Origin of the sequence: Vibrio sp. 1F279 (genome assembly GCF_041439815.1) — a bacterium.
Taxonomy (GTDB): Bacteria; Pseudomonadota; Gammaproteobacteria; order Enterobacterales; family Vibrionaceae; genus Vibrio; species Vibrio tasmaniensis_A.
The window spans coordinates 90,201-109,551 of record NZ_JBGOOU010000010.1 but is presented as its reverse complement, the minus strand read 5'-3'; the positions used below and the strand labels follow the sequence as shown (position 1 = coordinate 109,551).

At 45.6% G+C, this 19,351-nt stretch carries 15 protein-coding genes; 1 reads left to right on the top strand and 14 read right to left on the bottom strand.

Going from position 1 to position 19,351, the window contains the following annotated elements; genetic code table 11:
- Window positions 1–87: 87 nt before the first annotated feature.
- The 4 genes from ACED60_RS10030 to ACED60_RS10015 all read right to left on the bottom strand — a co-directional run bounded on the left by ACED60_RS10030 (window position 88) and on the right by ACED60_RS10015 (window position 4,049).
- Entirely contained in the window at window positions 88–1,473 is a 1,386-nt protein-coding gene (locus ACED60_RS10030) for a lyase family protein (RefSeq protein WP_032554988.1), read from the bottom strand.
- 12 nt (window positions 1,474–1,485) lie between these two features.
- Window positions 1,486–1,869: a hypothetical protein gene (locus ACED60_RS10025; RefSeq protein WP_009844699.1), complete on the bottom strand. Its 384-nt coding sequence runs from the start codon at window positions 1,867–1,869 to the stop codon at window positions 1,486–1,488.
- Between the two features lie 199 nt (window positions 1,870–2,068).
- Window positions 2,069–3,772: a sodium:solute symporter family protein gene (locus ACED60_RS10020; RefSeq protein ID WP_009844700.1), complete on the bottom strand. Its 1,704-nt coding sequence runs from the start codon at window positions 3,770–3,772 to the stop codon at window positions 2,069–2,071.
- 10 nt (window positions 3,773–3,782) lie between these two features.
- Window positions 3,783–4,049 carry a DUF4212 domain-containing protein gene (locus tag ACED60_RS10015; protein WP_009844701.1) on the bottom strand — a complete coding sequence of 89 codons (267 nt, stop codon included), beginning with the start codon at window positions 4,047–4,049 and terminating at the stop codon, window positions 3,783–3,785.
- A 427-nt stretch (window positions 4,050–4,476) separates the two neighbouring features.
- Here ACED60_RS10015 and ACED60_RS10010 point away from each other — a divergent pair, with 427 nt between their 5' ends.
- Window positions 4,477–6,228 (top strand): potassium/proton antiporter, encoded by a 1,752-nt coding sequence (locus ACED60_RS10010; protein ID WP_371727426.1) that lies wholly within the window; start codon window positions 4,477–4,479, stop codon window positions 6,226–6,228.
- Here the strand turns inward: ACED60_RS10010 and ACED60_RS10005 are convergent.
- The 10 genes from ACED60_RS10005 to ACED60_RS09960 all read right to left on the bottom strand — a co-directional run bounded on the left by ACED60_RS10005 (window position 6,225) and on the right by ACED60_RS09960 (window position 19,308).
- On the bottom strand, window positions 6,225–6,854 hold the full coding sequence (locus ACED60_RS10005) for a response regulator transcription factor (RefSeq protein WP_012604978.1): 630 nt from the start codon (window positions 6,852–6,854) through the stop codon (window positions 6,225–6,227). The genes ACED60_RS10010 and ACED60_RS10005 overlap by 4 nt on opposite strands.
- A 212-nt stretch (window positions 6,855–7,066) precedes the next feature.
- Window positions 7,067–8,932, bottom strand: a complete 1,866-nt coding sequence (locus tag ACED60_RS10000; RefSeq protein ID WP_371727425.1) for a protein-disulfide reductase DsbD — start codon at window positions 8,930–8,932, stop codon at window positions 7,067–7,069.
- 175 nt (window positions 8,933–9,107) lie between these two features.
- Window positions 9,108–9,596: an arginine repressor gene (locus ACED60_RS09995; protein ID WP_009844705.1), complete on the bottom strand. Its 489-nt coding sequence runs from the start codon at window positions 9,594–9,596 to the stop codon at window positions 9,108–9,110.
- 327 nt (window positions 9,597–9,923) lie between these two features.
- Window positions 9,924–10,388 (bottom strand): aspartate carbamoyltransferase regulatory subunit, encoded by a 465-nt coding sequence (gene pyrI, locus ACED60_RS09990; protein WP_009844706.1) that lies wholly within the window; start codon window positions 10,386–10,388, stop codon window positions 9,924–9,926.
- Window positions 10,389–10,403: 15 nt separating this feature from the next.
- Window positions 10,404–11,333: an aspartate carbamoyltransferase gene (gene pyrB, locus ACED60_RS09985; protein ID WP_004729720.1), complete on the bottom strand. Its 930-nt coding sequence runs from the start codon at window positions 11,331–11,333 to the stop codon at window positions 10,404–10,406.
- Between the two features lie 499 nt (window positions 11,334–11,832).
- Complete coding sequence (locus ACED60_RS09980) at window positions 11,833–12,843, bottom strand: ornithine carbamoyltransferase (protein WP_076675508.1); 1,011 nt, start codon at window positions 12,841–12,843, stop codon at window positions 11,833–11,835.
- Window positions 12,844–13,029: 186 nt separating this feature from the next.
- Window positions 13,030–13,941 (bottom strand): carbamate kinase, encoded by a 912-nt coding sequence (gene arcC, locus ACED60_RS09975; protein ID WP_009844708.1) that lies wholly within the window; start codon window positions 13,939–13,941, stop codon window positions 13,030–13,032.
- Between the two features lie 72 nt (window positions 13,942–14,013).
- On the bottom strand, window positions 14,014–15,237 hold the full coding sequence (arcA, locus tag ACED60_RS09970) for an arginine deiminase (protein WP_009844709.1): 1,224 nt from the start codon (window positions 15,235–15,237) through the stop codon (window positions 14,014–14,016).
- 804 nt (window positions 15,238–16,041) lie between these two features.
- Window positions 16,042–17,490, bottom strand: coding sequence for a YfcC family protein (locus ACED60_RS09965; protein WP_012604975.1), 1,449 nt, complete (start codon window positions 17,488–17,490; stop codon window positions 16,042–16,044).
- A gap of 510 nt (window positions 17,491–18,000) precedes the next feature.
- Window positions 18,001–19,308, bottom strand: a complete 1,308-nt coding sequence (locus tag ACED60_RS09960) for an anaerobic C4-dicarboxylate transporter (protein WP_009844713.1) — start codon at window positions 19,306–19,308, stop codon at window positions 18,001–18,003.
- Window positions 19,309–19,351 lie beyond the last annotated feature (43 nt).

Genomic DNA, 19,351 nt, shown 5'->3' with positions numbered 1-19,351 from the left:
AATTAATGAACGGATGTAAAAAAGGCCTCGGATGAGGCCTTTTTTGTTTCAGTAAGGATCGTTAATGCCTATTCGCTTTTTAACTAACTAGCCCGCAATACCGCCCTGCGTCAGCGTGCTTGGATCAAGCAGCTTGCTGAGTTCTTCTCGGCTAAGATCCGTTTCTCGTTCGGCCACATCAAGAATCGGTAAGCCCTCTTTGTAGGCTTTCTTGGCAATATCAGCCGCTTTTAGGTAGCCAATCACAGGGTTAAGTGCGGTCACCAGAATTGGATTCTTTGACAGTGCCAAATCGAGGTTGTCTTGGCGTACCGTGAAGGTAGAAATCGCTTTATCAGCCAGTGCGACTGAACTGTTTGCTAACAACTCTATGCTTTCTAATACGTTATGAGCAATAACGGGCAGCATCACATTCAATTGGAAGTTACCCGATTGGCCTGCAATCGTAATGGTGGTGTCATTGCCAATCACTTGTGCTGCCGCCATTGCAGCTGCTTCTGGAATTACAGGGTTCACTTTGCCAGGCATGATCGATGAACCCGGCTGTAGAGCCTGCAACTCAATTTCCCCTAAGCCAGCCAACGGCCCTGAATTCATCCAGCGAAGATCGTTTGAGATCTTCATGATCGCAACTGCTGCAGTTTTAAGCTGACCTGACAGTGCAACGATCGCGTCTTGGCTACTGAGGTTAAAAAAGAAGTTTTCACTCGAGGTAAAACTGATCTTTGTCGATTGAGACAGGTTACTTGCAAACTTATCGGCAAAGCGTGGGTCGGCATTAATCCCCGTACCTACCGCTGTACCACCTTGAGCAAGCGCCTTGACTGCTGGCAAGCTGCTTTCTATCGCTTGCTTGGCATGTTCAATCTGAAATTTCCAACCACCAAGCTCTTGAGCAAAGGTAATCGGCATTGCATCCATTAGATGGGTACGGCCAGTTTTGACTACCTCAGCAAGTTCATGCTGTTTTACGGTAAGCGCCGCAAAAAGGTGGGTAAGTGCAGGCAACAGCTTATTTTCTGCCATCAAAGCGACACTGACTTGGATTGCTGTCGGCACGACATCGTTACTGCTTTGCCCCATGTTTACGTGATCATTCGGGTTCACGTCTCCTTGCAGGCTTCTTGAAGCGAGTGTCGCAATCACTTCGTTGGCATTCATGTTGGAGCTTGTACCAGAACCGGTTTGGTAAACATCAATAGGGAATTGCTCGAGGTGTTTACCCTCAATGATCTCTTGGCTAGCTTCGGCTATCGCGTTGGCAATATCACCTTCTAATAAACCTAACTGAGCGTTGGTATCGGCGGCGGCCTGCTTAATCAGCGCCAGTGCTTGAATGAAACTGGCTGGCATCTTGTGTGAACTAAACGCGAAGTTATCAGCGGCACGTTGAGTTTGAGCTTGGTATAGCGCATCGGCAGGAACTTTCACTTCGCCCATGCTGTCTTTTTCTATCCGAAATTGTAGGGTCATCTTCTATCCTTGTTAGCCAAGTGGGGCTTGGACTTGTTGTAGTGTTTGGCTGAGATTCAAAAAACGCGCTTGGCCTTGAGGCTGCTGGCAGTAGTGGCGTTTCAAATAAAATAGTGGTGAGTGAATAGAGTCTAGGCAGATATGACGAAAGGCGAAACTGCGTTCTGGAGACTCAATCGCTTCAATCAAATGGAAGAAAACTTGGCGCAGATACAGCTCGCACAACAAGATATTTTCTTGGGCGGCATGCTTTTCATAGTAAGCAGAAAGCGTGAGTGCGCACTCGATATACTCTCGAATCACAAACGGTTCATGGCCTTGAACTTGTTCTAATGAAGCAAAGCGATCCTGTGCTTTGTAAAACCTCGAATAAAGAACCTGCTGCTCTTTCATCATCTGCATCTCATCAATGAGTGTTAATGATAATTATTATCAAATGAGATTTTAAAAACAACCCTTTGTTTCTCTTTTTATAAAGTGAGTAGGAAAAGAAAAAGCCGATACATGAAGTATCGGCTTTCTGGAGTCAGTACCTAATCCCTACAATGTAAGTACTGATTCATTTTTGCTAAACATCTTTGTTTCGTGGTAGTGCTTAGTGGTCGTGAGCTTCACCAGCACCTTTCGGGTAACGAATGTTCTCAACCATCTCTTGTACATCTTCAGGAACTTCAGCGGTCACTTTGTTCACTGCAATTGATACTACGAAGTTTAGACACATACCTAGCGTACCGATGCCTTCTGGGCTGATACCAAACCACCAGTTTTCCGGTGTGCTTGCTGCTGGGTTAATGAACTTGAAGTAGATGATGTAGCTTGCTGTGAAGGCAATACCTGACAACATACCTGCAATTGCGCCTTCCTTGTTCATCTTCTTGTAGAAGATACCTAGGATGATCGCTGGGAAGAAGGATGCTGCGGCTAAGCCGAAGGCAAACGCTACTACCTGTGCTACAAAGCCTGGTGGGTTAATACCCAAGTAACCTGCACCTACAATCGCGATCATGGCAGCTAAACGAGCGGCTAACAGCTCCTGCTTGTCGGTCATGTTTGGTCTAAAGCCTTTCTTCAACAAGTCATGTGAAATCGACGTTGAGATTACCAATAGCAGACCCGCGGCTGTTGATAGTGCTGCGGCTAAGCCACCAGCTGCAAGCAGTGCGACAACCCAGTTTGGTAGTTTTGCTAGTTCTGGAGAAGCCAGTACGATGATGTCACGGTTAATCTTCATTTCGTTGCGTTCGTCGCCCGAGTAGAACATTTTGCCATCGCCGTTCTTATCTTCCCAACCAACTAGGCCAGTGCTTTCCCAGTTTTTGTACCAGCTTGGTGCTTCTGCTGCTGCGACACCTTGCATGTCTGGGCCATTAATCGTTTCGATCATATTTACACGAGCGAAGGCTGCAACGCCTGGCGCTGTTGTGTATAGCAATGAGATGAACAGTAGTGCCCAACCCGCTGAGATACGAGCATCACGTACTTTTGGTACCGTGAAGAAACGAATGATTACGTGTGGAAGACCGGCAGTACCTACCATTAGAGCTGCACAGATGAAGAATACATCTACCATGCTCTTGTTACCTTCGGTATAGGCGGTAAATCCGAGCTCTTCGGTTAGTCCATCCAGTTTATCAAGTAGGTATACATCTGTACCTGATAGAGTCGAGCCCATACCAACTTGTGGAAGTGGGTTACCTGTCATCATGATTGAGGTAAAGATTGCTGGAACAAGGAAGGCGAAAATGAGGACACAGAATTGAGCTACCTGCGTATAAGTGATGCCTTTCATACCACCAAGCACTGCGTAGAAGAACACAATACCCATACCAATGATGATGCCTAGGTTAATATCAACTTCTAGGAAACGAGAGAATACAACGCCAACACCACGCATCTGGCCTGCAACGTACGTAAATGATACGAAGATTGCACAGAATACCGCTACCATACGTGCTGTTTTCGAGTAGTAACGTTCACCGATGAAATCAGGAACCGTAAACTGACCGAACTTACGTAGGTAAGGTGCTAAACATAGCGCAAGTAGTACATAACCACCTGTCCAACCCATTAGGTAAACCGCACCGTCGTAACCAACGAATGAGATGATACCTGCCATTGAGATGAATGATGCTGCCGACATCCAGTCAGCGGCTGTTGCCATGCCGTTTGCTACTGGGTGTACGCCGCCGCCAGCAACGTAGAATTCACTCGTTGTTCCAGCGCGAGCCCAGATTGCGATGCCGATATAGACTGCGAAAGTAATACCGACGAGAATAAACGTCCAAGTTTGAATATCCATGTTCTAGCCTCTAGTCTTCCTGTACGTTGTATTTTTTGTCCAGCTTATTCATGCGAACAACGTAAATAAATATCAACGCCACGAAGGTATAAATTGAACCTTGTTGAGCGAACCAAAAACCTAGCTTAAATCCGCCAAATTGAATGGTATTTAGGACATCCACAAATAAGATGCCAGCGCCATAAGACACCACAAACCAGACTGCGAGTAGTGTTCCCATTATTCCCAAGTTTTCCTTCCAGTAGGCTTGAGCATGTTCCGTAGATTCGAACGCCATTGCCTTCTCCTTTAATTCCGTTTTCGTAGAAACCGTTTTTGTGAAACCGTTTTGTAAAATAGCGTGTTAACGTAATGTTGCGATTTAGAATGTAGCAAGGATAAGTCAAGGGATCTGTGCAACTTTAGTCGGGACGCTATTAGCGCTAATGTACTGAAATATGGGAGCTAGAAGACAGAACCATAGAAAAACGTGATGTTACAATGATGTTAAATTAGCCAAAGGTCTAACAAAAAGGGATGAATTAGAGTGCGAGTCATAAAATTTAACAACTAAATGACTCAGAAACGGTATTTAGTCCTGCATATGACACGAAGCGAAATATAAGTTTGTTATAGTAACTATGGTGCTTTCACCGGCCGTGACTTGCTTAACGGCAGAAGATCAACAGGCTTAAAGCTCGGGTTTTATTCTTTGGGGGAACGAATTGGACGCAATAACCATTAATCACTTATTTTTGACTGGTGCCGTACTCATCGCCATCAGTGTACTTTTCTCACAAGTGTCCTCTCGATTGGGCGTTCCGATTCTTTTGATCTTCCTTTTCGTTGGCATGCTAGCCGGTGAAGATGGACCCGGTGGCATTAATTTTGATGATTACTCACTCACTTACTTGGTGAGTAATCTTGCGCTTGCAGTGATCTTGCTTGATGGCGGTATGCGAACCAAGGTTGCGAGTTTCAAGGTCGCTTTCTGGCCGTCGCTCTCGCTGGCGACGATAGGTGTCGCATGTACAGCAACCTTAACCGGATTAATGGCGGCTTGGCTGTTCGACTTGTCATTGATGCAGGGTATCTTAGTTGGTGCGATTGTCGGTTCGACCGATGCAGCTGCGGTATTTTCTTTGTTGAAAGGGCAGAGCCTCAATGAACGCGTTGGCTCAACCCTAGAGATCGAATCCGGTACCAATGACCCAATGGCGGTCTTCCTGACCGTGACTTTAATTGCGCTACTCGGCACCCCAGACGCCGAGATGGGAATGAACTTCCTACTCAAAAGCTTCGCGATGCAGTTTGGTATCGGCACCCTCGTTGGTATTGGTGGTGGTTGGGTTCTATGGAGTCTAATTAACCGAGTGCAGCTGGCCGATGGCCTTTACTCGATTCTGGTGCTCAGCGGGGGCGTGGCGCTGTTTGCGTTCTCTAACATGCTTGGTGGCAGTGGCATCTTATCGATTTACCTCGTAGGTCTGTTCATTGGTAATCGTCCAACGCGTTCTCGACACTCTATCCTTAATGTTCTTGATGGCATGACGTGGCTAAGTCAGATCGTGATGTTCTTGGTGTTGGGTTTATTGGTGACACCATCGACCTTAATGGACATTGCACTTCCTGCGTTAGCACTGGCTTTCGGTATGATTTTGTTTGCTCGTCCAGTGTCGGTTTGGTTGGGTTTGCTGCCGTTCAGAAGCTTTACCACCAAGGAGCGCTGGTTTGTCTCTTGGGTCGGTTTACGTGGTGCAGTGCCGATCATTTTGGCGGTTTTTCCGATGATGGCTGGCCTGCCAAATGCCCAACTTTACTTCAACATCGCCTTCTTCGTGGTTATGGTTTCGCTGATTGTTCAGGGCGGTAGCTTGATGAAAGTTGCGAGGTTGGCTCAGGTGACCTTACCACCGACACCGACACCGATTTCTCGTACCGGCATGGAGATTTATCCGACCAGTGAGTGGGAGATGTTTGTCTACAAGCTGAAAGAGGAAAAGTGGTGTGTTGGTGAACCGCTTAAGCGTTTGTCTATGCCTGAAGGGACGCGAATTACGGCGCTGTTTAGAAAAGATGCTTTGCTTCACCCATCGGGCAGCACTGTGTTAGAGGCGAACGATATTCTCTGTGTGCTTGGCCAAGATAAAGACCTAGATAGCCTAAGTGCGCTATTCAGTGAGGCTCCTCTAGCTGAAGAGGCCGCTCGATTCTTTGGTGATTTCTTCTTGGATGTCGAACTATCGGTTGCAGCAGTCAGTGATTGTTATGGCATTGAACTGGGCTCGGAAGAAGAGCGAGAAATGACGCTAAAACAATTGGCTGAGCGAGAGCTTGGTGCCCACCCTGTATTAGGCGATAGTTTTGTGTGGCATGACATTACTTGGGTGGTTGCAGAGATAGATGATCATAAAGTCGTCAGGTTGGGTTTATGTTTACCAAAGACGACTTTAGAAGAGGATATAAGCGAAGCCTAGTTGTGGACTTCTTGTAGCAAGATAACTGCTTGAGTTCGGTTTTTCACATCCAGTTTACGGAAGATGGCTGTCATATGTGCCTTGATAGTCGCTTCCGAAACATTCAATTCATAGGCGATTTGCTTGTTCAGTAGGCCGTCTGAAAGCATCCCTAACACCTTGTATTGCTGAGGCGTCAGTGTGGAAAGCTTTTCCGCAAGGTCGCTACAGGCTGCATTGTTGGTGATAAGCCCTTCAGGAAAGAACGGGTCGCCATTCAGCACTTGATTCAGTGCACTGACCAATTCACGCATATCACTCGACTTAGGGATGAAGCCAAAGGCACCGTGGCTCTTCACTTGAGTGACAACGCTGGCATCCTCGCTGGCTGAGATCACCACAATCGGTAAATCTGGATATTCAGCACGCAGTTGAATTAAGCCCGACATCCCGTTTGCTCCCGGCATTTTAAGGTCGAGAAGCAACAGGTCGGGTTCATCTTCTTTTTTTAGTAGAGTCAGTAAGGCATCGAGAGAATCAGCCTCAAGCAGGTTCGCACCGCTGATAGCCATATGAACTGACTGAAACAGGGCGTTGCGAAAGAGAGGGTGGTCATCAGCAATGATGATGGTATAGGTCGAGTCCATGACGTTCATACTTTTAACAATTTAGTTAATATTTATTATCATCCTGATTGAGTATGTGGACAATATCTATGCATGAAAAGTCTGAACCATATCGACTTTTATCCCCGGAATAAGAAAGCGTTACTCTGAATAGCAAAAAAGCCGCACTGCCATCTCGTTACTGAGGGGCGGTACGGCTTTCGTTTAGGCGGATATTCCGGTGAATATTGCCGTTATAGCTGGTGGTCTTGCATGTGTTTTAAGAATACATCTGCCGGCATAAAACCCGTCACACGAGCATTTGGAACATGGTTACCCTCGCCATCCCAGAACTCTATGGTTGGCAACCCGAGTACCTGCAATTGTTTAAGCAGTTCAATGTCTTGAGGCATGTTTCTCGTTACGTCAGCCTGAAGCAGGACGAAATCAGAAAGCTTGTTCTCAACATCTGCTTGGTGGAAGGTGTACTTCTCAAACTCTTTACATGCCACACACCAATCGGCGTAGAAATCGAGCATCACTGGTTTGCCGAGTTTCTTGGCTTCGATGAGCTGGATTTCTAACTCTTCAACCGTGTTGACGCGGGCAAATTGGATTTGTTGCTCAACCACAACGCTCTTTTCTGCGAACCAGTAATTGAGTGCAGGTTGAGCTGATGCGAACAGGCCAAGCATCGCGATGATACCTACAGCGCTCTGTTTCCAACCACCGAATGGCAGTGCATTCTTGCTGTGGTAAAGCCAACCAAAGGCGATGAACCCAAGACCAGACCAAAGTACCGTTGCCCACAATTCAGGAATAATTCGCTCTAGCAGGAAGATAGGCGCTGCCAGCAAGATAAAGCCGAATACGATCTTCACCTTGTCCATCCAGCTGCCTGCTTTTGGTAGTAGCTTATTACCAAACACCGCAACCAAAATCAGCGGAATACCCATACCCATCGCTAACGCATACAGAGCGATCGCTCCGGTTAATAGGTCGCCACTTTGAGCCACATACAATAACGCGCCTGACAGTGGCGCTGTGGTACAAGGTGAACACACCAAGCCAGAGATAGCGCCCATTGCGAACACGCCCAAGGTATTACCACCTTGTTGTTTGTTGCTTTGGTTATTAAGCCAAGTTTGGATACTGCTTGGCAGTTGTAGGTTATAAACGCCGAACATCGACATCGCCAACGTCACGAACAGAACACTCAGCGCGATTAATACGTAAGGGTGTTGCATCGCAGCTTGGAACTGCATGCCAGCTGAAGCAACCACTAAACCTAATAAGGTGTAGGTCAGCGCCATGCCTTGCACGTAGATGAAGGACAGCATCAGCGCACGACCTTGGCTGAGCTTACCGCCACCTAGCACAATACCCGTTAGAATCGGATACATAGGCAGGACACACGGCGTAAAGGCCAAGCCAACACCGAGTGCGAGGAATAATAATGGCGTCCACCAACTGTCACCCAGCTTATCGGCTAAGCCTGCTTCTTTTGAAACGGGAGCATTGGTTTGTTGAGTGGTATTGCTTGCTGCGTCAGCGGTAGGAGAAGAGGCTTGTACTGAATTGTCAGCTTCACCAGCTGCATCAGAAGAACCTTGTAAAGCACCACTGTTTTGCACATCACTGCTTTTCATATCCCCAGAACTCGTCGCAGTAAACGGTTCAATGTCGATTACTCGGATCTCTGGTGGGTAACAGAAACCAGCATCTGCACAGCCTTGATACTTAACGATCAGCTGTGAGCCATCTTGGTAACTCTGTAGAGGAACTTGCACGAATAACGGCTGAGTATAAATGCTCACCTCACCGAAGAATTCATCTTGGTGTGGTTGGCCATTTTCCATTTCAACATTGCCGATAGTGAGATTTTGGCCAGTGAACGAGAGGCTATGTTGATAGAGGTAGTAGCCCTCTTTTACTTGCCAGTCGAGAAGGACCTTGCCGTCTTGCTGGTAGTAATTGAAAGGGAAAGCTTGGTCTACAGGGACAAAACCGTTGTTATTGCCTCCGAAGCTTGGCTCGGCGTTGTCGTTTCCAAAAAGCGCCCACGCAGGCTGGGTGAACAGGGAAACACAAACAAAAAGTAATGTGGCAAGTCGTCGCATACTATTTAGTCATCAAAATGGAGTTGAAGGTATCTTAACTCAATCAGACCGTAATAGTTTGTGATTAGTTTCATCGGTAAACAAATATCCCCTAAGGCGGGTGGGCTATTTTCTGGGGCAGTCGAGAGAGTGTCAGTCGCTCAACATGAGTTGTCAGCTTTTGCCAATAAGACATTTAAGCCACTCCTAAGCGTGCTCTTACTACTTGTTCGCAAGCATCTATATTCGTGGTGTCTTTCGGAATAATTAACACCGTGTCATTGCCGCCAACCGTACCGATAATCTCGGTATGTGGGTCGATATCAACCAATCTTGCGACCAACTGTGCGCAACCAGGGTTTGTTTTTACGATCACCATTGCTTGGTTGTGAGTAATTAATTCGATTTGTGATGAGATTGACGCATCGACACGTACCGGTGCGCTTTCTACGGTGATGCAGTAAACCTTTTTGCCACAGGCGTTCTGGATTTTGACAACACCGAGTTGTGACAAAATACGAGACACAGTCGACTGGCTAATGCCTGTATAACCAATGTCGACGAGTTTCTCTCGCAGCTGGTTCTGGGTCGAGAAGCTTTGCTGTTGTAGTAAGCGTTTGCACGCTGCGGTCAGTGTTTTATCTTCAGCTGAATACAAGCAACCGTGCTCAGTGATTTGGTTCATGAACAACTCCTTAAAGCCAACGTGTGGGTATCGCTTGTCCATAGCGCAGAACGCACTCCCAAAGCCGTAGAGTACGATTGTTAATTAGGGCTTACCGATGAATCCCGAAATAAATAGGAAGGGTATGCGTGATGTATGATCTTCTATTCATCCAGTCTACCACTAAAGAATAGTTATCTTTTTGAAGGTGATCACCAAACAAAATTCTGGTTATTTGCTTTTTTTGTGGAATTTTATTCTTTAGGTAAGTGGATATTTATTCCGGGTTAGGAATAAATATCCATGTAGTTTGAGCGGTTTCTTTTACGAAGGTAAGAGTGCTAAGGGCTAGCGGATTTCACTCATGATCTCGCGAGAGAATACTTTTTCACAATAGTGACATTTTAGTTGGACGTTTTCGTGTTTTAGCTGCACTTTAAAGCTACTTTCAACGGGTTCACCGTGCGAAATACAGTTGCTATTCGGGCAAGAGTACACACTGTTGATTTGGTCTGGCAGTACTAATGTTAGCTTATTAACCACCTTGTACTCTTCAATCTGATTTACCGTCGCTTGCGGCGCATACAGAGCCAATTGGTTGGCTTGTTCCTTGGTCAGAAAGATGTTCTCAATCTTGATCAGATCTTTATGACCAAGCGCAGATGATGGCAGATTCAACCCCATGGTGATGCGTTGTTCTGTTTTGTGTAGCTTAAACAGTTTGAGGATTTTGATACCAAGATGAGCAGGGATGTGGTCAATCACGCTGCCGTTACGGATCGCTTCTACTTGTAGCTGAGTTTGTTTAACCATGACTGTTTCTCCTGCTTATAAAGTGTCGTTAAGAACTAGGGCCAATAGGGCTTCGCGAGCGTATACACCGTTTTCAGCTTGTTCAAAGTAGTAAGCGTGTGGCGTTTTATCTACGTCGGTTGTGATTTCATCGACGCGTGGTAATGGGTGAAGCACCTTCATGTTCTGGCGTGCATCTTTCAAGGTATCGGCCGTTAGAATGTAAGCCGACTTCATGTGCGCGTATTCTGACGCATCAAAGCGCTCTTTCTGTACGCGAGTCATGTACAGGACATCCAGTTCAGGCACCACTTCTTCAATGCTGCTGTGGGTGCTGTATTGGATGCCCATCTCTTCCAATTCTTCACAGATGTAATCAGGCATCGCTAACACTTCTGGCGCGATAAAGAAGAAACGCACGTTATTGAATTTTGATAGTGCTTGCGTCAAAGAGTGTACGGTACGGCCATATTTTAGGTCGCCGACGAAAGCCACATTGAGGTTATCGAGCGTGCCTTGCGTTTCGTAAATCGAGAACAGATCCAATAAGGTTTGCGTTGGGTGTTGGTTTGCACCGTCGCCACCATTCACAATTGGCACACCGTTAGAAAATTCAGACGCTAAGCGCGCCGCGCCTTCTTGTGGGTGACGCATCACAAAGGCATCCACGTAAGATGAAATCACTTGAACGGAATCGGCAAGTGTTTCGCCTTTTTTCGCCAGCGATGTGTTGCCGCCATTATCAAAGCCGATGACTGTGCCGCCAAGGCGTTGAACTGCGGTTTCAAATGAGAGGCGAGTTCGAGTTGAAGGCTCAAAGAAGCAGCTCGCAACGACTTTATTTTTCAGCAGCTCAGGGTTTGGTTCTGCTTTGAGTCTTGCTGCAGTATCGACGATAAGCTCCAGTTCATCACGAGATAGCTCTGGAATGGAGATGATGTGCTTGTTAAATAACGAATGCGCCATAACGGGTCTTCCTTTTTCTATGCATACAGTCAAATTGCGGACAAAAAAAAGCCCCCTAAAAATAGGAGGCTTCGAAATGATCAATAGAGCAAAATAAAAATGACACCAACGCCGTTCTAAGGCGTATTGGCTGACAATCGTGTGCGAAAAAATTGCGGTTCATTTTTTGCTCTCTTAAGACAAATTGCGGAGGATTATACTCAGATAAAAAGGCCATGCAATACTTTCTGTAAAGTATTCATTTAATGGATTTTTATGCGAGATTACGTCCATTTTAAACTCCCATTTAAGTCTTTGTTGGGGCTGAGACTTACAGGGTTTTTCAGGAAATTATCTCTTCAACCGCATGAAAAAAAATGCGAGCTTTATTCAAGGTCAAAATCCCAAGAACGCCACCCGCATTTCCCTGTCATTGCACTTAACTTATCAACGTATTTCGAACAAGTGAGTGCCTAGCTTCTTAATTTTTAACGTCTTAACTGTTTAATTTCTTAGGTAATTAGCTGCCTAATGTCGCAACCATTACTGCTTTGATGGTGTGCATGCGGTTTTCTGCTTCATCGAACACGATAGAGTATTCAGACTCAACCACTTCATCCGTCACTTCTACGCCATCTTTAAGCTGTGGATATTCAGCAGCAAGCTGTTTACCGACAGTTGTATCTTCGCCGTGGAAAGCAGGTAGGCAGTGCATGAATTTCACATGTGGGTTGCCTGTTGCTTTGATCATGTCCATGTTGACTTGGTAAGGCATCATTAGGTTGATACGCTCAGCCCATGCTTCTTTCGCTTCGCCCATTGATACCCAAACGTCGGTGTATAGGAAGTCACAACCTTGCACGCCTTCTTGAACATCTTCTGTTAGCGTGATTTTGCCGCCAGTGTGTTCTGCGATTTCACGACATTGAGCCAATAGCTCTTCTTGTGGCCAGAATTGTTTTGGAGCAACAAGGCGAATGTCCATGCCCATTTTTGCAGCGCCAACCATTAGAGAGTTACCCATGTTGTTGCGAGCATCACCTAGGTAAGCAAACTTGATTTCATGCAGTTGCTTGCCACGGCCGTATTCCGTCATAGTTAGGAAGTCAGCTAGGATTTGTGTTGGGTGGAATTCGTCAGTCAGGCCATTCCATACAGGAACGCCAGCGTAAGCGCCTAGCTCTTCGACGATTTCTTGACCAAAGCCGCGGTATTCGATGCCATCGTACATACGGCCTAGAACGCGAGCGGTGTCTTTCATTGATTCTTTGTGGCCAATTTGAGAGCCAGATGGGCCTAAGTAAGACACGCGAGCACCTTGGTCGAATGCTGCTACTTCGAATGCACAGCGAGTACGAGTTGAGGTTTTTTCAAAGATAAGCGCAATGTTTTTGCCAGTCAGTGTTGGCTGTTCGTAACCGTTGTACTTCGCTTTTTTTAGCTCCATAGAAAGATCTAACAAGTGTTGAATTTCGCGTGGAGTGAAATCTAGTAGTTTTAGGAAGTTACGATTGCGTAGGTTAAAAGCCATGATGTATTCCTTCTTAGATTTAGGCGCTTCCTTGTTACAGGGAAATAAAATTCAAGAAAGCGCGATTCAATTTTTAGTTAAAGTTGTTCGGTTTTGTTTGTTTCGTTTGATTCTGTTTTCGCAAGCTTTCAAGACTTAAGGTTCTCAAGCTTTAAGTTTTTCAAGATGATAAAGCTCGCTAGTGCATTAACCTTTGGTGATATTGGTGCCCGCTTGGCCTTGCAGGATTTGCAAACCATCTTCGAGTGCGCCGATACCCACTACTTTGCCGCCTTGCTGAATGAACTCGCACGATGCTTCAATTTTTGGCCCCATTGAGCCTGCATCAAATGTAAACTTCGCCAATTCACTTGGTGTAGTACTGCGCAGTGCGTGTTGAGTCGGTTTGCCCCAATCAAGATAAACAGCGTCAGCATCGGTCAGAATAAGTAGTGCATCCGCATCCAATTGTTTCGCCAAGAAAGCCGCTGACATGTCTTTGTCGATAACCGCTTCAACGCCGACTAATTTGCCATTTTCTTTTTTCACTGGGATGCCACCACCGCCAGTACAAATTACGAGGTGACCTGCATCGATAAGTTGAGTGATCGCTTCGTGTTCAACAATGCCAGTAGGGCGTGGGCTTGGCACTACTCGACGGAAATGTTGACCGTCTGGTTTTACGATCCAGTGGAATTTCTCCGCTAACTCACGCGCTTCTGCTTCTTCGTAGATCGGGCCAATTGGCTTAGTTGGATCTGCGAATGCAGGATCGTTTGGATCAACGGTCATTTGCGTCAACATGCATGAGATGTTGCGGTCAGGCAGGTAGTTTTTGAACTCTTGCATCAGCATGTAGCCGATCATGCCTTGAGTCTCACTGCCCAATACATCCAATGGATACGGGTTTACTTTTTTGTACTCCAAACCTTGCAGAGCAAGTAAGCCAACTTGTGGACCATTACCGTGCACTAGAACCACGTTGTACACTTTCGCGATTTCAGAGATGGTTTTAACAGCCGTTTCAATATTACGGCGTTGAACATCGGCTTCTAACGGCTCACCGCGACGAAGTAGGGCATTACCGCCGAGTGCAACAACAACAGTTTGCTTAGTCATAATTGTGTTCTCTCATTTTGGCCAAGTTGAGATTATTTAAGATCGTTCAACTTGGCCGTTTCGTCTTAGTGATTAGATACCATCACGCTCAATTGGGCAGCTCATGCAGCGTGCACCACCGCGACCGCGACCAAGTTCGTCTCCTGGAATCGGAAGAACCGTGATGCCTGCTTTGTCGTATTTTTCGTTGGTGTATGTGTTGCCTTCGTAGCCAATAACAACGCCAGGTTTAACCGTTAGAACGTTGTTTGCATCGTTCCACTGCTCACGTTCTGCATGGAAGTTGTCGCCACCCGTTGTGATTAGGTTTAGCTTGTCTACGCCAAGTGCTTTCTCGATAGCTGTTACGAAGTAGCCTTCTTCTTTCACTTTCACTGCGCCTGACTCATCGCCAGTTAGGTTCCAGCACTGCACGTCTTTACTTACCACTTCAGGGTAAACAGAGAACGTATCTTCGTTCATGTGAGTCATCACGGTGTCTAAGTGCATGCAAGAACGGTGTTTTGGTAGCTGCATTGCGATAACTTGTGTCGCTTGACCGTGTTTGAATAGGCTAGACGCTAAGTGTTCAACACCTTGTGCTGTTGTACGCTCAGACATACCGATAAGAACCGCGCCACGGCCGAGAACAAGAACGTCACCACCTTCGATTGTTGAGTTGTCGTAGTTGATGTTTTCTTCATCACCGAAGTATTTAATGAAGTCTTCGCCTGCGAATGTTGGGTGCCAGCGGTAAATAGCGCGAACGTGGTTTGTTTCACGTTGACGAGCAGGTTTCGCCATCGGGTTGATAGATACGCCACCGTATACCCAGCAAGATGTGTCACGAGTAAATAGGTGGTTTGGTAGAGGTTCGATAATGAAGTCAGTTGGTGCGTGCATGCCTTGCATCATTGAAGATGATTTCATTGGCATTTCAGCGTAAGACAGACCGCCCGTTAGGATTTTTGCTAGCTCTAAGTTTGGTAAGTCGCCCAAGTAGCAGCGCACATCATTAGCGAATGTTTTACCCAAACGGTAATCAGATACCTGGCAGCTTAGTAGCCAGTCTTTCGCTTCTGGCACTGCTAGTGTGTCTGCTAGTAGGTCAGTAAGAAGAAGAACTTCAACACCCTGATCACGTAGCGTTTTAGTAAATGCGTCATGCTCTTTACCTGCGCGCTCAACAGCCAGTACGTCATCAAATAGTAAATCGTGACAGTTAGAGGGTGTTAGGTGAGTCAGTGCGCGTCTTGGGCGGTGAACTAGAACGCGGCGCAATTGACCTATTTCAGAACCTACATAGAACTTACTCATGATCGTCTCTCTCTTATATATTTGAATTACTTTTATCGCTAAGAGTAATTATTTATTTTCAGTGGAGAATAATGAATTATTTTATTCATATCTCTTGTCTGGAATTAATATTACGCCTGCTAGTCAGGTATTCTTAGAGATCTATCACAAATCGTTTTTTATCCTGCAGCCCTTTAAAATTAAGGGTTTTAACAAACTTTATGCACTTTTAGTCATGACGATTACATTCTAAATAGTTAGCTGTTAGGGAACTTTATGCACGCTTTTTTGATGAACCTGCCTAGAGTCAAAATTGTTAGGTATTATATGCATAATAGTTTTATTGATAAGAATGTACTTAGCTTGGAAGTATGCAATGTTTCTATTTAGATATTTAATTTTGGATGTGAAATTAATTATTTATTAACAAAATAAATGCGAATAAAGCTGTTGTGGTCACACTTTATAATTGGTTTTTTTAAGCCGGTTTTCTATAAAAATAGCTTTTATTTCCCCTTTGATTATTACAAGGTGAATAACTTTAAATATAATTAACGTTAATAAATGACTAAATATCTTTATAAACATAATGGAGAGGAATGGATTATTTTTTTATTAGCCTTAATATCAATATTAAAACGTTGATTTACGCTTTGTCGAAGGTGTCCTTGGGTTGTTTAAGGTTGGCTGATGAGGTTGGCTATAGAGAGGCTTAAAATAGAGTGTGTGCAGCTCGTGAGGTTGTTTTGGGGACTGGCTCTGAGGGAGATAGCAATAAAAAAGCCGCTAGAAAGCGGCTTTGAACGAGAAGGTGGTGTGTAGGTTTTAGATAAGCGCACCAATACTTAGTACAACGATGCAGAACACCATCAAGATTCCGATTAATGGCATCACCCATTTAACCCAGCGCACGTAAGGGACACGAGCAATCGCCAAGCCGCCCATTACCACTGCAGAGGTTGGAGTGATTAAGTTGACCAAGCCAGATGCAGATTGGTAAGCGGTGATAACAAGGTCACGACCTACGCCAGCAAAATCGGCTAATGGCGCCATGATTGGCATAGTCAGCACTGCTAGACCAGAGGTTGAAGGTACTAAGAATGACAGTAGAATTTCTAAGAAGAACATCACGTTAATGAAGACAACTGAAGAAAGGCCAGTCACCATTTGTTCTGCTGAGAAAAGAATAGTGTCGGTGATCATACCGCGGTCCATTACGACTACGATACCACGTGCGATACCTATGATAAGCGCAACGCCCAGTAGGTCTCGAGCACCGTCAATGAAGCTAGTTGTGAACTCTTCCTCGCTCATGCGAGACACAATGCCGACAATAATAGTCGCAGCTAAGAACATCGCGGAGATCTCTGCCATCCACCATCCAGCAACGGATACACCGTAAATCATGACAGCGAAAGAGCCACCAAAAATGGCCAGGATCAGTTTGCGAGTCGCGGTGAACTCCAGTTTTTCACCACTTGCGTTGCCAAGGAAGTGCGCTTTGTTCTCTTCGTATTTGTCGTAAACAATCGATGTTGTTGGATCGGCTTGTACCATTCTTGCGTAGCGCATGACGTAGGCGACACAGATACCCCAACCAATAATCAGCATTCCAATACGCAGCGCGATACCGTCGGTAAATGGAATACCAGAGGCGTTGGCAGCAATAACGGTCGCGAATGGGTTAATGGTAGAGCCTAGCACCCCAATGCCCGCGCCAAGCAATACCGTCGCAGCCGCAACTAGAGGGTCAAAGCGAGCTGCCATCATTACTGGTACTAGTAATGTATAGAATGGCAGTGATTCTTCCGCCATGCCGTAGACAGTACCACCTGCGGCAAACAGTGCCATCAGTATTGGTATCATCAACTCTTCTCGCCCTTCTAAGCGGGCGGTAACGCGCTCGATGCCAGCATCAATGGCACCTGTTTTGGTTACTAGTCCTAAGAAGCCACCAATGATTAAGATGAACAGCGAAACGTCGATAGCCGCTGCTTCATAGCTATTGTGGTCGTAGAAGCCATCAATAGGCGCTAGCAGTACATCAATCACGCCTTGAGGGTTACCTTCTACCGCTTGATAGGTTCCGGTTACGGGGACTTCTCGGCCTAGCTCTTCATTCATTGCACGGTCGTATTGGCCTGCTGGAACAATCCAGGTAAGCAGCGCGACGAACGCAATCAGAATAAATAGAATGGTGTAGGCAGAAGGAAATTTAAAGTTGGCAAAGAAGCCGCCCTTTTTTTTCTCGCTTGGTATCGTTTGAGTTGTCATGGCTATCTCCTTACATCATCTTAAATAGAAGTGATGTGAATTAGCGACTAATGATTTATAGATTGTAAATACACGGACACTTATAAAGCACTCAACGATATAAAGTTGCTGACTTTAAATTAAGGTTGTTTTTATATTTACCAATCCAAATGAAGTTAGATTTAATTTAGCTGCGGTTATTTTATTCCTTACGTCAGTATTTAAGTTTGGTGCTGTTCACAAAAATAATGGCTAATGAAAGGGCTGAAAAATGGCAGAAAATTGGCAAGGTTTTTTGGTTAGTTAGCTTGGATTAATATTCGATGGGGATGACGGTAAATCAAAGGGAGATTGACTGGGTAGGCATTCCTAATTAATGGTTTGAATAATCCTGGAATTTTATTCAAACTTTATTTTTAGTTGGTTTTTGAATTTTATAACGGTTATTTGACGTGTATCAAATAACACATTGAGCAGAAAACAAAAAAGGAAGCCGAAGCTTCCTTTTTTAGTTTAGAACATTAGTGATTACTAGATGAATAGGCCGCCAAATGCGAAGCCGAGTGCAACCGCTGTACTGATTGTTACCACACCAGGAATGAAGAATGGGTGATTAAATACGTACTTACCAATACGCGTTGAGCCTGTGTCATCCATCTCAACCGCTGCCAGTAGCGTAGGGTAAGTTGGAAGTACGAACAGTGCACTTACTGCAGCAAAAGAAGCCACGGCTGTTAGTGGTGCTACGCCAATCGCTAGAGCTGCTGGCATTAGTGCAACTGTTGTTGCGCCTTGAGAGTAAAGCAGCATAGAAGCGAAGAACAAAACAAGAGCCAGCATCCATGGGTAGTCAGCCAGTAGAGCACCTGCTACGTCTTTGATCTCAGCAACGTGTGCGTTTACAAACGTTGAACCTAACCAAGCCACACCTAGTACACATACACACGCAGTCATACCAGAGCGGAATGTTGGCGCTGAAGAAATCTTCGCTGCATCAATCTTAGTGAACATAACAATTGCAGCAGCTGCTGCCAGCATCACAGACATGATTGCTTCGTTACGGCCCAGAGCTGGGTTTTCAATTAGGCCAACAGAGCTAGAGATAGCCGCTGCGTAGCAAACCACGAAACCAATCGCTGCTAGGAAGATGTACGTTGCTCTCTTCGCTGTTGGTAGAATTTCACGTTTCTCTTCTGTCGCCAGTTTGATTAGACCTTTCTCTAGACGTTCTTGGTAAACAGGATCGTCTTTCAGTTCGCTACCCATGTAGTTAGCAACAACCGCACCAACCATACAAGCGATGAAGGTTGTTGGGATACAAACCATCAATAGCGTTAGGTAATCAACACCAAACGGTGCCAGCATTGCTGCGAAAGCGACAACGGCAGCCGAGATTGGCGAAGCTGTGATAGCAATTTGAGAGGCGACAACTGCGATAGACAGTGGACGAGAAGGACGAACACCTTGGCCTTTCGCTACTTCTGCGATTACAGGAAGCGTAGAGAATGCTGTGTGACCAGTACCGGCCATTAGTGTCATTACAAAGGTCACAATCGGCGCGTAAAAGGTGATGCGTTCAGGGTGTTTACGCAAAAAGTTTTCTGCAATTTGCACCAACCAGTCCATACCGCCAGCAACCTGCATAGCAGCAATTGCGGTGATAACCGACATGATGATCAAGATTACGTCGATCGGGATGAAAGACTGGCTTGTTGGAACGCCAAGAATCAGTGAAAGGGCAATAACACCAGCACCACCGGCAAAACCTATACCGATACCGCCAATTCTGGCCCCCAAAAAGATAAAGAGCAGGACGACAAATAGTTCTACTGCAATCATAAGTAACACCTCATTTTAGATTTTATTATGTGAGCATTCGCGG